The sequence below is a fragment of the Lentzea jiangxiensis genome, assembly GCF_900104175.1.
GTDB lineage: Bacteria > Actinomycetota > Actinomycetes > Mycobacteriales > Pseudonocardiaceae > Lentzea > Lentzea jiangxiensis.
In genome coordinates, this window is record NZ_FNIX01000015.1 from 139,033 (window position 1) to 152,367 (window position 13,335).

17 protein-coding genes are annotated in these 13,335 nt (G+C 69.9%); 8 read left to right on the plus strand and 9 right to left on the minus strand.

What is annotated here, in order from left to right; genetic code table 11:
• Positions 1-23: 23 nt before the first annotated feature.
• Positions 24-695 (minus strand): hypothetical protein, encoded by a 672-nt coding sequence (locus BLQ91_RS29780; RefSeq protein ID WP_218130456.1) that lies wholly within the window; start codon positions 693-695, stop codon positions 24-26.
• 497 nt (positions 696-1,192) lie between these two features.
• Between BLQ91_RS29780 and BLQ91_RS29785 the strand changes: the two genes are divergently transcribed.
• Together BLQ91_RS29785 and BLQ91_RS29790 are read left to right on the plus strand one after the other, a co-directional pair.
• Positions 1,193-1,402, plus strand: a complete 210-nt coding sequence (locus BLQ91_RS29785) for a hypothetical protein (RefSeq protein ID WP_090102133.1) — start codon at positions 1,193-1,195, stop codon at positions 1,400-1,402.
• 72 nt (positions 1,403-1,474) lie between these two features.
• On the plus strand, positions 1,475-2,446 hold the full coding sequence (locus BLQ91_RS29790) for a zinc-dependent alcohol dehydrogenase (RefSeq protein WP_245733899.1): 972 nt from the start codon (positions 1,475-1,477) through the stop codon (positions 2,444-2,446).
• A gap of 60 nt (positions 2,447-2,506) precedes the next feature.
• Here the strand turns inward: BLQ91_RS29790 and BLQ91_RS29795 are convergent, their stop codons facing one another.
• Positions 2,507-3,280, minus strand: a complete 774-nt coding sequence (locus tag BLQ91_RS29795) for an SGNH/GDSL hydrolase family protein (protein ID WP_090102134.1) — start codon at positions 3,278-3,280, stop codon at positions 2,507-2,509.
• An 89-nt stretch (positions 3,281-3,369) separates the two neighbouring features.
• Between BLQ91_RS29795 and BLQ91_RS29800 the strand changes: the two genes are divergently transcribed.
• The gene (locus BLQ91_RS29800) at positions 3,370-3,885 is read left to right on the plus strand and encodes a winged helix-turn-helix transcriptional regulator (RefSeq protein WP_090102135.1); all 516 of its coding nucleotides are present in this window, start codon (positions 3,370-3,372) and stop codon (positions 3,883-3,885) included.
• Between the two features lie 88 nt (positions 3,886-3,973).
• On the opposite strand, the gene BLQ91_RS29805 is transcribed toward BLQ91_RS29800, so the two are convergent.
• Both BLQ91_RS29805 and BLQ91_RS29810 read right to left on the minus strand, forming a co-directional pair.
• A complete protein-coding gene (locus BLQ91_RS29805; protein ID WP_342670672.1) occupies positions 3,974-5,260 on the minus strand; it encodes an RNA polymerase sigma factor in 1,287 nt (428 codons plus the stop codon).
• A complete protein-coding gene (locus BLQ91_RS29810) occupies positions 5,257-5,649 on the minus strand; it encodes a YciI family protein (protein ID WP_090102136.1) in 393 nt (130 codons plus the stop codon). The genes BLQ91_RS29805 and BLQ91_RS29810 overlap by 4 nt, the downstream gene beginning before the upstream one ends.
• Before the next feature lie 397 nt (positions 5,650-6,046).
• Here BLQ91_RS29810 and BLQ91_RS29815 point away from each other — a divergent pair, with 397 nt between their 5' ends.
• Both BLQ91_RS29815 and BLQ91_RS29820 read left to right on the plus strand, forming a co-directional pair.
• Positions 6,047-6,886 carry a mechanosensitive ion channel family protein gene (locus BLQ91_RS29815; RefSeq protein WP_090102137.1) on the plus strand — a complete coding sequence of 280 codons (840 nt, stop codon included), beginning with the start codon at positions 6,047-6,049 and terminating at the stop codon, positions 6,884-6,886.
• Between the two features lie 112 nt (positions 6,887-6,998).
• Positions 6,999-7,805, plus strand: a complete 807-nt coding sequence (locus BLQ91_RS29820) for a DUF2382 domain-containing protein (protein WP_090102234.1) — start codon at positions 6,999-7,001, stop codon at positions 7,803-7,805.
• Between the two features lie 162 nt (positions 7,806-7,967).
• On the opposite strand, the gene BLQ91_RS29825 is transcribed toward BLQ91_RS29820, so the two are convergent.
• Positions 7,968-8,390 carry a hypothetical protein gene (locus BLQ91_RS29825; RefSeq protein ID WP_090102139.1) on the minus strand — a complete coding sequence of 141 codons (423 nt, stop codon included), beginning with the start codon at positions 8,388-8,390 and terminating at the stop codon, positions 7,968-7,970.
• A 3-nt stretch (positions 8,391-8,393) separates the two neighbouring features.
• Between BLQ91_RS29825 and BLQ91_RS29830 the strand changes: the two genes are divergently transcribed.
• Both BLQ91_RS29830 and BLQ91_RS29835 read left to right on the plus strand, forming a co-directional pair.
• Positions 8,394-8,609 carry a hypothetical protein gene (locus BLQ91_RS29830; protein WP_143022873.1) on the plus strand — a complete coding sequence of 72 codons (216 nt, stop codon included), beginning with the start codon at positions 8,394-8,396 and terminating at the stop codon, positions 8,607-8,609.
• 36 nt (positions 8,610-8,645) lie between these two features.
• Positions 8,646-8,882 carry a hypothetical protein gene (locus BLQ91_RS29835; protein WP_143022874.1) on the plus strand — a complete coding sequence of 79 codons (237 nt, stop codon included), beginning with the start codon at positions 8,646-8,648 and terminating at the stop codon, positions 8,880-8,882.
• 96 nt (positions 8,883-8,978) lie between these two features.
• On the opposite strand, the gene BLQ91_RS29840 is transcribed toward BLQ91_RS29835, so the two are convergent.
• Positions 8,979-9,254, minus strand: coding sequence for a hypothetical protein (locus tag BLQ91_RS29840; RefSeq protein ID WP_090102145.1), 276 nt, complete (start codon positions 9,252-9,254; stop codon positions 8,979-8,981).
• Between the two features lie 160 nt (positions 9,255-9,414).
• Positions 9,415-10,629, minus strand: coding sequence for a serine/threonine-protein kinase (locus tag BLQ91_RS29845; RefSeq protein ID WP_176960021.1), 1,215 nt, complete (start codon positions 10,627-10,629; stop codon positions 9,415-9,417).
• Between the two features lie 76 nt (positions 10,630-10,705).
• Here BLQ91_RS29845 and BLQ91_RS29850 point away from each other — a divergent pair, with 76 nt between their 5' ends.
• On the plus strand, positions 10,706-10,924 hold the full coding sequence (locus BLQ91_RS29850) for a hypothetical protein (protein WP_090102149.1): 219 nt from the start codon (positions 10,706-10,708) through the stop codon (positions 10,922-10,924).
• Positions 10,925-11,034: 110 nt separating this feature from the next.
• On the opposite strand, the gene BLQ91_RS29855 is transcribed toward BLQ91_RS29850, so the two are convergent.
• Entirely contained in the window at positions 11,035-11,652 is a 618-nt protein-coding gene (locus BLQ91_RS29855) for a class I SAM-dependent methyltransferase (RefSeq protein ID WP_090102151.1), read from the minus strand.
• Positions 11,639-13,126, minus strand: a complete 1,488-nt coding sequence (locus tag BLQ91_RS29860) for an MFS transporter (RefSeq protein WP_245733900.1) — start codon at positions 13,124-13,126, stop codon at positions 11,639-11,641. Before BLQ91_RS29860 ends, BLQ91_RS29855 begins: the two co-directional genes overlap by 14 nt.
• Between the last annotated feature and the right edge of the window lie 209 nt (positions 13,127-13,335).

The window sequence follows — 13,335 nt, forward strand, 5'->3', positions numbered from 1 at the left end:
GGTCGGTCGTCGTCCCGAACTGATCAGCCGGGCAGCGAGGCCGGTACAGGCCACGCGCGCCCGCTGCCCGACGCGGTGAACACCGTGTCGGTCATGGTGAACAACGCAACGCCGAAAGCCTTCGTGAAAGCGTCCACGCCCTCCTGGGTAGGGGTGATCGGGATGTCGCTCCCCTTGATCGTGGTCGGCTGACCTGGCGCCCCCGGCTCCACGGACAGCCTCACCGCGCTCACGTCGCTGGCGTACAACGGCAGCTCGCCGACCCACTCGTCGCCGATCTTCAGAAAGGCGTGGACCCGCCCGTCGGGAACCGACCCCCGAATGCCGGTGATCTCCATCCGTGCTTTCGCGTTCCGCAGGACCACCCCGCCCAGCGCGCGTCCGGACCCCTTTCCCGGTTGTCCCACCGGGCTGATCGTGCCGGTGCTGTACTCGGGTGGGAGCTTGACGCCCACAACAGTCGTGCCGTCGGCCCCCACGATGGCGGTAGCCGGCGCCACAGCCTGCACTTCGATCCTTTCCGTCGCGAGCCGCTCGCGCGCGACCTCGGTCAACCGCATCTCACCCAGTCCATCCAGCAGGGTGAACGCCGCCTCAGCCGTCGGACTCGCGTTCGCGGGTGTCGCACCGTGCAGCTGCGCGAGAACAGGAGCCGCCATTGCGCCGCTGACAAACATACGTCGAGTGATCGCCATGATTCCCAGTGTCACGTATTGCAGGGACAAGATGGCCGTAGACAACTCGAAAGAATGAGGTCCACGTGCAGCGGAAACGACGCCGCAACTGGTGCCGGTGAGCGGGCGGTCCGCCACGCGTCGACCGCGTCTCTGATCCACGAGCGACCAGGCCGTGCCGTCGGGACTGAAATGACCGGTCGAGCACACTTCACGGCTCTCGTCGCGGTCGCCGAAGCAAGCAAATGGCAAGATCGCACAGTGACTTTCGTCGATGGGGATGTCGTCGCAAGACTCTCCGGGGAACACGGCGTCACTTGGACGTGGCGCAGGAGTTGAGCACGCTGCTGCGTCCTTCCGTCCTCCTGGTGAGGGCGCAGTGACCTGCCGGGCGGTGCCGAAGCGCCTGCCCGGGGAGTCGTTCCCTACGAGCCGCACGCGTTGCACGCCGTGGCCAGGCTGACCATCGACCACGACTGGGACGACTCCCCTGCGACGACGACGTCCTGGAGAGCTTCGTGGAGGCGGTCCCGAGCAGTGTCCACAACGGATCGACTGCCCACGCCGTCGCGCAGATCGGCGGGTTCTCCGACCAAGGGCAGGTGCCACCCGATCAGGACGGGCCCGTGTCGCTGGCGCAGATCGCGGGCAACGGCGTCGATCACAGCCTGTTCACGCTGAACCTGGCCGTGGGATCGCGTGAGGCGAAAGGCCCTGCTCTGACGTGACCTCGGGCTGCGGCTCCCGCACCGCGAGCTGGCAAGACTGGTCGTGGGAGCAACGAGGTCGAGGGAGTCGCCGTGAGGGCTGCTGTTGTCACGAAGCTGGGTGCGCCGCTGGAGGTCCGTGAGGTGCCGGTGCCGGTGCCCGCCGCCGGTCAGGTGCTGGTGCGGCTGGAGGCGTCGGGCATCTGCCACACCGACATCCACGCCGCCAACGGCGACTGGCCGGTCAAGCCCACCCCGCCGTTCGTCCCCGGCCACGAAGGCGTCGGCGTCATCGACGCCGTCGGCCGGGGGATCGACCCGGCACGGGTCGGCACGCGCGTGGCCGTCCCCTGGCTGGGGCACGCCTGCGGTGAGTGCTCCTACTGCGTGTCCGGCTGGGAAACGCTGTGCGAGCAGCAGCGCAACACCGGCTACTCCGTCGACGGCTGCTACGCCGAGCACACCGTCGCCGACGCCCGCTACGCCGTGCCGGTGCCGGACGGTGTGTCCAGTATGGACGCCGCGCCGCTGACCTGCGCCGGTGTGACCACCTACAAGGCCGTGAAGGTCGCCGCGGTGCGCTCCGCCGAGCGGGTCGCCGTGTTCGGCATCGGCGGCCTCGGGCACCTGGCGCTGCAGTACGCCCGCATCGCCGGCGGCTTCACCGTCGCCGTGGACGTCGAGGACGACAAGCTCGCCCTGGCCCGCGACCTGGGCGCCGACCACACCGTCAACGCCCGCGCCACCGACCCCGTCGCCGCCATCGCGGAGCTGGGCGGCGTGGACGTGGCCATCGCCACCGCCGCCTCGCCCCGGAGCTTCGAACAGGCTTTCGCCTCGCTGCGCCGCGGCGGGCGGCTGGTCTGCGTCGGTCTGCCCGCCGACGGTGTCCTGCCCGTCCCCGTGTTCGACCTCGTGCTCAAGGGCATCACCGTCGTCGGCTCCATCGTCGGCACCCGCCAGGACCTGGCGGAGGTCTTCGCCTGCACGCCGCCGGCCGCACCAGGGTCGTCGCCCTCACCCGCGAGCTCGACGACGTCAACAGCTCCTTCACCGAAATCCTGAACGGCTCGGTCCCCGCCCGCCTGGTCATCGAGTTCTGACACCGCGGCGGTGAACCGTCCCTCACTGCTGTGTTCCGGTGGGGGAGAGGTTCCACGGCCCGCGGGGGAGTTGGGCGGGCAGTGGCCGTCCGCGGTCGGCTCGCAGGATGGTGCACAGCGAGCGGATCTCCGCCAGCCGTTGCGCCGCGGTCACCGCCGGTCCCGCCGGCGTCCAGGGTGAGCGGGTGCTGCCGAGCAGGAGCTCGGCGAAGCTGTGTGCGATGCCGGTGTGCCCGTGCGTGCCGGGGTGAACCCGGTCGATCGACCACATCCGCGATGAGTGTGTGCGTTCGTCGTGCCACAGGTCGTGCATGATCGCGTCGTGTTCGGCCGCGATCGTGCGGACGTGGTCGTTGACGAGCTCGAACCGTGAGCGCGTCTCCTGGTGCAGGCGCGCGGGCCCCGGCCAGCGCCGGGTGATGTCCGGAAGCGTCGCCATGACCACCCGTGCACCGGTGTCGCGCAGGGCCGCCACCGTCCGTCGCAGCACGCGGCCCACCTCGGCGCCGTCGAACCCGTGCCGGTCGAACGCGTCGTTGGCACCGACCATGACGCTCGCCAGATCGGGTTCGAGCCGCAGCGCCTGTTCCAACTGGTGCCGCAGGACGTGCCGGGCGTGCCATCCCCGCACGGCGAGGTTGTCGTAGCGCAGTCCCGGCCACGCGTGGTCGAGCTCGCCGGCCAGGACGTCGGCCCAGCCGCGCAGCGTGCCGTCGAGCCGGGGGTCGCCGACCCCCTCGGTGAGGCTGTCGCCGAGCGCCACGAACCGCCGCACCGGCTGAGTGCTGTAAACCATACCCAGCACGGTAGCCGAACCTCGCGCCACGCCGCACAACAGCGGCTCTTGGCGACGCCAGAAGCAGGGGTATATGACACAGTGCGCGCATGCAGCAGCCCCGCGCGCACGATCCGACCGAGGCCGCGGACCCGGCGTGGAACCGCGAAGCGTGGCTCCTGGAGCCGGACTCGGTGCAACGAGCGCTCGACGTGCTCGTGCCGCGCAGCGCCGGGCAGGTCGTGCGGGAGGCGTTCTACGGCACCCGGCGTTTCGACGACTTCCGCCGCCACACGGGCCTGACCCCGGGCGTGCTGTCCGCACGCCTGCGCGACCTGACCGAGCAGGGCATCCTGACCAAGGTCGCCTACCACGACACCGGATCGCGCGGCCGCCACGAGTACCGCCTCACCGACAAGGGACGGGACCTGGCCACCGCGATCATCAGCCTGCTCAACTGGGCCGACCACTGGCTTCCCGCACCCGGCGGGCCCACCGTCGTGCTCACCCACCGCGACTGCGGCGCGCCGATCCGAACCCAGGTCCGCTGCGCCCACGACCACTCCGTGGACAGCCTCGGCGACATCCAGGCCGCCCCCGGACCCGGCGCCCGCGCACGCGACTGACCCGCCGCCTCGGACGCCTCGCCGAGGGTGTGCGGATCGAACCGCGCGAGTGGAAGCATGGACATCGCGAAAGGACGGACAGTCAGAATCACCGTGATTCCCGAGCGCTCCACAGAGGAGTGGAGGGTGACGCTCGGCCTGCGGTGAGGCGGCGGATCCGGGCGTTGAGGTAGCGCTGCTCGGGCTGGCTCGCCGTGAGCCGGGCTGCCTGGCGGTAGCTCTCGAGCGCGCCCGGCAGGTCGCCGAGCATCTCCAGCAGATGCGCGTGTACGGCGTGAGTGCGGTGGTGTCGCCGCATCGCGGGGTTGCCGAGCAACGGTCCGAGGAGAGCCAGACCGTGCTCGGGACCGAACGCCATCCCGAGCGCGACCGCCTGGTTGAGCGTCACGACCGGGCCCGGCGCCACCCGTGCGAGCATGGCGTAGAGCACGGTGATCTGCAGCCAGTCGGTCGCTTCCCAGCTCTCGGCCTCCGCGTGGACGGCGGCGATCGCGGCCTGCAGCTGGAACCTGCCGACGTGCCCGCGCGGCAGGACCCGTTCCAGGATCCGCACGCCTTCCGCTATCTGCTGCCGGTCCCACCGGGACCGGTCCTGCTCGGCCAACGGCACGAGGTCGCCGTTCTCGGTGCGGGCAGCCACACGGGCATGCGTCAGCAGCATCAACGCCAGCGCGCCGGCGACCTCGTCGTGGTCGGGGACGACCGCGTGCAGTTGCCGGGTGAGGCGGATGGCCTCCTCCGCCAGCGGCGAGTCGACCAGCCCGTCACCGGTGGAACTCGTGTGCCCCTCGGTGAACATGAGGTGGCAGACGTCGAGCACCGCGGCGATGCGCGCGGGCAGGTCGGCACAGGCCGGGAGGCCGAACACCGCACCCGCCGCCCGCAACGTGGACCGCGCCCTGGTGAGGCGTTGCGTCATCGTGCGCTCGGGCACCAGGTACGCGGCGGCGATCTGCGCGGTGCTCAGCCCGCCGACGGCGTACAGCGTCAACGCGACCTGCGAGGACCGGCTCAGGCTCGGGTGGCAGCACAGCAGCAGCAACCGCAGGGTGTCGTCGGCTTCGTCGCGAGATGACCGGTCGGCGGTAGGGGAGAGGTGGGCGTCGGCGGGAAGTGCGGCGCCGAGAGCGTTCTCCCGCGCCATCCGCGCGCCATCCGCCCGCACCCGGTCGACCAGCCGCCGCGACGCGACCCGGATGAGCCAGCCGCGGGGGTTGCCGGGCACGCCGTCGCGGTCCCACTGCCGCGCCGCCGCCTCGGCCGCCTCCTGTGCCGCGTCCTCGCAGTCGCCCAGGTCGCCGTACCGGTGCAGCAGGGCGGCGAGGACGTGCGAGGACTCCCGCCGCCACACGTCCTCGACCACCCGTGCGATCACTGGTCGGACCCGCCCGGCCACATCGCCGGCCGCAACTCGACGGTCTCGCCCGGACCCGCGAACCGTGCCGCGATCTCCTCCGCCCGCTCCTGGCTGTCCACGTCGATGAGGAAGAACCCGGCCAGGTGCTCCTTGGCCTCCGAGTACGGGCCGTCGGTGACCAGCGGCTTGCCGTCGCTCCAGCGGTAGAGCCGCGACGACTCGGGCGCACCCAGCGCCTCGCCCCCGAGCAGTTCGCCGTTCTCCCGCAGGTCTCCGAGCATCGCCTCGAAGTCGGCGTTCAGCCGTTCCAGCTGCTCCTCCGACATGACCTGGTACTCGGGCAGGTAGTCGGAGGTCGGGTGCCCCCACGGCTGCGGGTTGGAGTGGATCATGATCACGTACTTCACCTGTCGGCCCCTTGGTCTTCGTCGTGGACGCGGCCGGTCGGCCCCATCCTCGCGTGGGACGTCGGAGCCGAGCGCGTCGCGTCTACATCCCGCCGCAGAGTTTTCGAGCCGGACGCCGGCAGCACGGGTGGAGCAGATTTCGTCGCTGTGGACGCGAAGCGGTGCTTGCCGCTGCGGCGCCGTCAAAACGCACATCGCGGTATTCATGCTCGTTGTCCCTCTTGGCAACTACTTTGCGTAGTAACCCTGTCTGTATTCGCAGCTTGAACTACTCCGTTCAGGTCGGGCGGCAGTCGGAGGTGTCGATTAACTCGCTCGGGGTAACCGGCGTCGTGACCGGCCCGGCGACCAGCGCCGGAGGGTGCCGGCAGGTGACGGAGAAGGGGACGGTCGCAACATGCCGACATCGACAGCGGTCGCCATCGACTTCGGTCAGGGCGTCTCGGACGCGTGGCGCTCAGTGATCACCTTCGTGCCCAAGCTCGTGGCCTTCTTGCTGATCCTGGTCATCGGGTTCTTCGTCGCGAAGCTCGTCGCGAAGGCCGTGAACAAGATCCTGGAACGGGTCGGGTTCGACCGGGTGGTCGAACGCGGCGGGGTCAAGCAGGCGCTGGCGCGGTCGAAGTACGACGCCTCGGACATCATCGCCAAACTGGTCTACTACGCGATCCTGTTGATCACGCTGCAGATCGCGTTCGGCGTGTGGGGCCCGAACCCGGTCTCGGCGCTGCTGACCGACATCGTGGCCTGGCTGCCGCGCGCGGCGGTGGCGATCGTGATCGTGGTGATCGCCGCGGCCATCGCCAAGGCGGTCAAGGACCTCGTGAGCAACGCGCTGGGCGGCCTGTCCTACGGCCGGGTCGTGGCCAACATCGCCTCGGTGTTCATCCTCGGCCTGGGTGTCATCGCCGCGCTCAACCAGATCGGTGTGGCCACTTCGGTCACCACCCCGATCCTGATCACGGTGCTGGCCACCGTCGGCGGTATCGCCGTGATCGGTGTGGGTGGCGGCCTGGTGCGGCCGATGCAGCAGCGGTGGGAGCAGTGGCTGAGCAAGGCTGAGCAGGAGCTGCCGCAGGCCAAGGCCCATGCGCAGGCCTACCAGCGTGGCCGCGAGGACGCCACCCGCACGGCGGCGCCCACGCAGCAGGCGATGAACGCGCCCACCCAGCAGATGCCCGCCGTCGCCGGCCAGCCGACGCCGCCTCCGAACGGGGGTGCCACCCGCGGCTACTGACACAGCCGGTCATCCAAGGAAAGCACTCGGGGGATCACCGACCGAAATCCACTGCGCGCACGGAAGAACCGGTTTCACACCGGGTGTGCCGAAGGAAGGAACGACGGACAACATGACGAACACCATTCGCGAGCGCATGACCCACTGGACCGGCCGAGAGGTTCACGACCCCGCCGGTGACAAGATCGGCACCGTCGCACAGCTGTGGTTCGACGACGACAGCGGGCAGCCGACGTGGCTGTCGGTCAGCACCGGGCTGTTCGGCCTGCGTGAGTCCTTCCTGCCCGTGCAGGGCATCACCGAAGACACCAACGGCGACCTGCGCACCCCTTACACCAAGGACCAGGTCAAGGACGCGCCCAACATCGACGCCGACGGCGCGCACCTCGACACCGACGAAGAAGAACGCCTCTACAACCACTACGGCGTGAGCACGGCACGGAACGCCGATGCGGGCTACGTGGGCGGCGGTCGCGACATCACTGATCGCGACACCACCGGCCGCGACACCACCGGCCGTGGTGCCGACGAGGCGATGACCCGTTCGGAGGAGCGCCTGAAGGTGGGCACCGAGCAGCGTGAGGCCGGCCGGGCGCGGCTGCGCAAGTACGTGGTGACAGAGACCGAGCAGGTCGAAGTCCCCGTCACGCGTGAGAAGGTCCGCCTGGAGCGGGAGCCGATCACCGAGGCCAACCGCGGCGAGGCCCTGTCGGGTCCGGCGATCTCCGAGGCCGAGCACGAGGTGACGCTGCACGAGGAACGCCCGGTGGTGGACACCGAGGCCGTGCCGGTCGAGCGGGTGCGACTGTCCAAGGAACAGGTCACCGACACCGAGACCGTCAGCGGTGAGGTCCGCAAGGAACGCATCGACACCGATGCCGAAGGCGACGTCGACCAGGGACGCCACGGCCGACGCTGACCATCGACTCCCGAACGAAGCCCCGACCTCGCCGACCGGCGGTCGGGGCTTCGGCCTGGGGTCGACCACCTCATCGCGACCTGAGCAAGCCTTTCGCGTTGGGACGCAACAACATTCGCAACCAGCACCACATCGAGACGCGGTGGACCGTCCCATCACCCGTCATGGGGAAGGCGGGCTCAGGACGACCGCGTGCTGGGGCAGCACGCCGGGCAGGCCGCTCCCGTGGCCGGTCACCCCGGCCTCTGTGAGGCCACCGGCCCATGCGAACACGCTGGCGAGCACACCGGCGACCGCCGCCGCGCCGCCCGCTACAGCAAGACCGAGATGCCCCGAGACCAAGCCCACGAGCCCGAGCGCCACGAGCACACCGCTTGCCCACACGCCCCGCCGCCACCGCATGCGCCTGCGCTCCGTTGCCGCGATGCTGTGCACGGTGAACGTCAACTCACGCGCGCACACACCGCACCGAACCAGGTGCCGCATGACCGGCTCTCCGTCCGCAGGACGCCGCACCTCCCACGCCGCGGCGCCCCTGTAGTCGAAGGAAGCCTCGCCCGGCGTCGTACGCGCCCAGAAGTTCATCCGATGACTCACCACGGCCTGATGACTTCCGGCCAGCTGCACCGGCACGACACATCCCTTCCACCGCAGCCACAGACGCACGAGCGCGGCGCCGACTCTATCGAACGCGACGGAACGGAATTGTTGACTGATCTGACCTCGATGGCGAGCAGCGCGCAGCTCGCCATCGGTTCGTCCACATGGTTCAAGATCGTGTTGAGTGGGAACCCGCAGCGGTAGATGCGTCGATTCGCTACCTGGACAACGGTGGAACCAGTGGCAGGGCACGAAGAACTCGTGTTGGATGAAGACATCCAAGCAACCTCGTCAATTGAGTCCGACGAGCCCGAGGCGGCGAACAGTTTCGATTCGATCGCCCTGCGCGCACAGGACCTTCTGCTGCGCAGTGAACGGCACCGTGCCACGCTCTACCTCACCGCTGGGCCGGATCGCCGCGGCGCGGCTGGGCAGACCTGCGACTCGACGGCCGACACCGGTCGGGCATTCGCGTAGAACGTGAAGGCCAACGGTTGGGCAGCGCCCCGCTGATCCTTTCGCCGCTCGGTCGACGCCTGTGAGATGACGCAGCGCGGATCTGTGCGTGGTTCGTCAGCAGGCCGGGCGCATGCCCTCGGACTGCTCCGCGTCCACGACGCCGGACAGGGTCACGTCGACTGGTGCGCTGTCGGTGCGGTGCTCTGGTTCCTCGCGGAGGTGCGGCAGACCGAAGCGGGCGACCAACTCGTCGTAGATCGGGGTCGCCGCCGCTTCGGCGGTGGGTGCGGTGCTCGGCTGAGCAGGAGTTCCAGCGCCATCGCGGTCATCGGAGGCGGTGCTGCCGCTGTGCTCGACGGAACCCTCGACGGGGCGGTTGGAACTGCTCATCGCTGTGGTCCCTGGTGGATCGATGGGGTAACACGGTCAGGACTGCACTCGACGCGAAGACGCGTCAACATGCGCTTTTACCCCGATCGGGTGATGACTAATCCTCTGAACGCCGGTTTCTGCGGAAGTCATAACGTGATCACACGTGTACCGGCGTCGGCTACTTCTTGCTCTTACCTGGTGGTTGTGGCTTGCTCTTCTGCTTCTTCGCGTCCGCGTCCGCAGCCGGGACCGGGGCCGGGGCCTGGACAACTGGTTGCCGCGCCACCTCCGCAACAGGGGTGGCGGTGCCGGCCTGGACGGTGGGCTGCTGCTGAGCCGGCGTCGTCACCTGAGCGGCGGACGGGGTCGACGCGGTGGATGACGTGGTGGATGACGTGGTGGTCGGGGACGTGCTCGACGTAGGTGCGGAGTTGACCGGCTGGGCACCGGGTGCGACCGCCCAGGCGACGCTGACCGCGCCCAGCAGCGCCGCCGCCGAGGCGAGGATCGCCTTGCGCGGCACCCGAGCTGACCGCAGTGCCTCGGCCGGAGCCTTTTCCACGACGTGGGCGGTGACCGGCAGGGTGGCGTCGGCGGCGGAGTTCGCCTGCAGGGCTCGCGCGCAGTCCGCGGCGGTCGGCCGCTGGCCGGGGTCGGACGCGGTCATCGACGACAGCAGATCGGCCAGGTCGGCCGGCAAGTGCTCGGGGATGGCCGGAGAACGGTGCAGGCGGGCGACGGCGGCCTCGACCTCGCCGCCGGGGTACTCGCGGTGGCCGGTGAGGCATTCCAGCAGGACCAGGCCGAGGGCGTAGATGTCGACGGGGTGGTCGACGTCGGCGCCCCGCACCTGTTCGGGAGCGAGGTACGCGGCGGTGCCGACCATCTGGTCGGTGCGGGTCAGCCTGGTCGCGCCGGGGAGACGGGCCAGGCCGAAGTCGGCGAGGTAGGGCCTGTTCAGGTCGTCGAGCAGGATGTTGGACGGTTTGACGTCGCGGTGCACGACACCCCGGGCGTGCACGTAGGCCAGGGCTTCTGCCAGTTCCGCGCCCAGTCGGCGCACCCGCTGCACGGGCAACGGGCCGTCATCGATCTCCGCGCGCAGGGTGCGCCCTTCGAGCAGCCGCATGACCAGGAACGGCGTGTCATCTCCGGTGCCGGCGTCGTGGACCGGCACCAAACCGGGGTGCGATAGCCCTGCCAGCGTGCGGACCTCGGCCTCGAACCGGCGCTTGGCCGTGTCGTCCCATCCAGGCCGGAAGACCTTGACCGCCACCTCACGGCCCAGAACGGTGTCCTCGGCGCGGTAGACCTCCGCCATCCCGCCTGCACCCACCGCGTCCAGCAGCCGGTAGCGGCCGGCCAGTAGGTTGCCGTTCACCGTCTGTGACACCGCCACACCCTCCATCGTCCAACGCGACACGTTCGGGTGCCCTGCTGCGGCAGCGCGAAACACTGCAAGTGACAAAATGTGCGGCGGTGTGCTGTCCCGGCGCGCCGCACTTGCTGTCGGCTCGACGTGGTACTACCGGGTCTTCGCGGTAGGTGCGGCGGGCAACGCGAGCGCGCCGTCGGCCGTGGTGTCGGCGACCGTGAAGCAGGCTTTGGTGTCGGATGCGGACGGTGACGGCGTGAAGTGGCACGACCGGTTCACCTTCGGCGCGGAGCTGCTCCGCCCGTCGCTCTGACAGGTCCGCCCCTGAGCCCGGCCGCCGTGGCGACCGTGCTCAGGGAGTCAAGGGGCATGACCTGTCGAGGTGTCGTTCGGTGGAGTGGAATCCACAGCCGCCTGATGCGGTCACTCAGCGGGCTTGCGGTACACCAGGCGGATGTTCTGCGGGCCGGCCGAGGTGCGACGGCGTTCGAAGAGCTCGTCCAGGAGCGCGACGACCGGGCGGCGGCGATGCCGGGTGAACACGGGTCGCCACAGGAACAGGACGAGCTCTCCGCCTGGCCGGAGCACCCGGTGCGCCTCGCGCATGGCTGCCAGCGGGTCGGGCATCTCCTCGAGGCTGTAGCCGTAGAACAGGGTGTCGGCCTGGTCGTCGGCCAGGGGCAGCTTGCAACCGTCACCGGCCAGGTAGGACATCCGCGCACCGGGCACGCCGTCCAGCCGGTGCCGCAGTGACTGCATGGCCGAGGGTGACGGGTCGAGGGCGATCAAGGTGTTCTCGCTGCCAAGGTGGGTTTTCAGTGCCGTGGTGTAGAAGCCGCCGCCGCTGCCGACCTCCATGCAGACAGTGCCGGCGCGGCGCTCGACCACCCGCAGGTCGTAGCGGGGGAGGTCCCACCCGAGGATCATGCGCAGGACCGGGCTGCTGATCAGCCGGTACAGGCGGTCGGGGGTGCGCCAGCCGCCGCGGACACCCGGCCGGGCCGGATCTGTCGTGCTGGTCTTGAGGTCAAGCTCGGTCATCGTTGTGTGATTCCTTCATCTTGGGCAGTGCGCGTGCCGCGGCGATCGTGGCGAGGACGAACAGGACGACGCCGACCACCATCGCGGCTCGCAGACCTGTCACGAACGCGGCACGGGCGAGCTCGAGCAGCTGGGAGCCCGCTTCGGGCGGCAGGTTGGCGGCAGCGGCGGTCGCCTCGGTGAGGCCGTCACGCGCCTGCGCCGCCACGCCGGGGAGGCTGGCCGAGTAGATCAGGGTGGCGATGCTGCCCAGAACCGTGACGCCGAGCCCGGCGCCGAGCTCGTAGGCGGTCTCCTCCACAGCGGCCGCCGCTCCCGCCTGCTCGGCCGGTGCGGCGGCGAGCAAGGCGTCGGAGGCGGCGGTGAGGGAGATCGAGACACCGAACCCGGTCGCCGCCAGCACCGGCCCGAGCAGCCACAGGTTCTCGTGCACCGTCAGCCCTGCGGCGGCGGCCGCCAAGGCCACGGCACTGACAGCGAACCCGGCGACCGTCATCCGGCGATTGCCGAACCGCTGCAACAACGGCCCGGCGACGACGCTGCCGATGACCGCTGAGACCATGACGAACATCAGCCGCAACGCGGCGGGCATGGGCTGCAGCGCGAGCACGAGCTGGAGGTACTGGGCCAGCAGCAGGCCCAGGCCGACCAGCGAGGTCAGGACCAGCAGGACGCTGCCGACCGCGACGCTGAACGCGCGGTCGCGGAACAGCGACACGTCGAGCAGCGGAACAGGCAGTCTTCGTTGCCGCCGGACGAACGCCGCGAGCAACAGGCACCCGAGCAGCCCGGCGAGCGGGCCGAGCACGTACATCGTGCCGCCGTGCGGGGTCTGCTTGATCGCGAAGGCGACGCCGATGACCCCCAGCGCGGCCAGCACCGCGCTGAGCACGTCCCACGGTCCGTTCGGCGGGTCCGCGGACTCCGGGATCAGCCAGTAGGTCAGCGGAATCGCCGCGATCATCACCGGCACGTTGATCAGGAACGCGGCGTGCCAGGAGAACGTCTCCACCAGGAAGCCGCCGAGCAGCGGTCCGAGCACCGCCCCCGAACCGGCCACCCCGCTCCAGATGCCGATGGCCGTCTGGCGTTCGGCACGGTCGGGAAACGCCTGGCGCAGCAGCGACAGCGTGGCCGGCATGATCATCGCGCCGCCGACGCCGAGCACTGCCCGCGCGCCGATCAGCACCGCGACGTTGGGTGCCCACGCACAGGCGAGTGACGCCAGTCCGAACACGACGTAGCCGAGCACCAGGATCCGGCGCCGCCCGTAGCGGTCGCCCAGCGTGCCGAAGGCGAGCAGCAGGGGCGCCGCGACCAGCGAGTAGACCGCGATGATCCACAACTGGCTGGTGGCGGTGGGCCGCAGGTCCTCCGCCAGCGCGGGTAAGGCCATGTGCAGCACCGTGGCGTCCACGGACACCAGCAGGAGACTGGCGCACAAGATCGCCAGGACGAGCCAGCGCCTGCGCACCAGGGGACTGGGAGAAATGGTCACGAGCAGGTGGCCTCAAGCAGATGGTGATGCACGGTCCTAGTCTGGACAATTCCGATCCGTGACACCTCATCCTTCAGACGCTTGTGAATCATCCTGTGGTTGTAGAAGCACAGGTCCTGCCGGGCAGGCTCACGGTAGCCGAAAGCTGGTGCCGCTCGTCGAGCGTTGGTGATGAAACCGACGAG

What these genes read in the sequence shown, in the direction of transcription:
- BLQ91_RS29780 (WP_218130456.1), bottom strand. Translation starts at nt 695, where the DNA reads ATGGCGATCACTCGACGTATGTTTGTCAGCGGCGCAATGGCGGCTCCT.
- BLQ91_RS29820 (WP_090102234.1), top strand. Translation starts at nt 6,999, where the DNA reads ATGACGAACACCATTCGCGAGCGCATGACCCACTGGACCGGCCGAGAG.
- BLQ91_RS29830 (WP_143022873.1), top strand. Translation starts at nt 8,394, where the DNA reads ATGACTCACCACGGCCTGATGACTTCCGGCCAGCTGCACCGGCACGAC.
- BLQ91_RS29840 (WP_090102145.1), bottom strand. Translation starts at nt 9,254, where the DNA reads ATGAGCAGTTCCAACCGCCCCGTCGAGGGTTCCGTCGAGCACAGCGGC.
- BLQ91_RS29850 (WP_090102149.1), top strand. Translation starts at nt 10,706, where the DNA reads ATGTGCGGCGGTGTGCTGTCCCGGCGCGCCGCACTTGCTGTCGGCTCG.
- BLQ91_RS29855 (WP_090102151.1), bottom strand. Translation starts at nt 11,652, where the DNA reads ATGACCGAGCTTGACCTCAAGACCAGCACGACAGATCCGGCCCGGCCG.
- BLQ91_RS29815 (WP_090102137.1), top strand. Translation starts at nt 6,047, where the DNA reads ATGCCGACATCGACAGCGGTCGCCATCGACTTCGGTCAGGGCGTCTCG.
- BLQ91_RS29825 (WP_090102139.1), bottom strand. Translation starts at nt 8,390, where the DNA reads ATGAACTTCTGGGCGCGTACGACGCCGGGCGAGGCTTCCTTCGACTAC.
- BLQ91_RS29795 (WP_090102134.1), bottom strand. Translation starts at nt 3,280, where the DNA reads ATGGTTTACAGCACTCAGCCGGTGCGGCGGTTCGTGGCGCTCGGCGAC.
- BLQ91_RS29800 (WP_090102135.1), top strand. Translation starts at nt 3,370, where the DNA reads ATGCAGCAGCCCCGCGCGCACGATCCGACCGAGGCCGCGGACCCGGCG.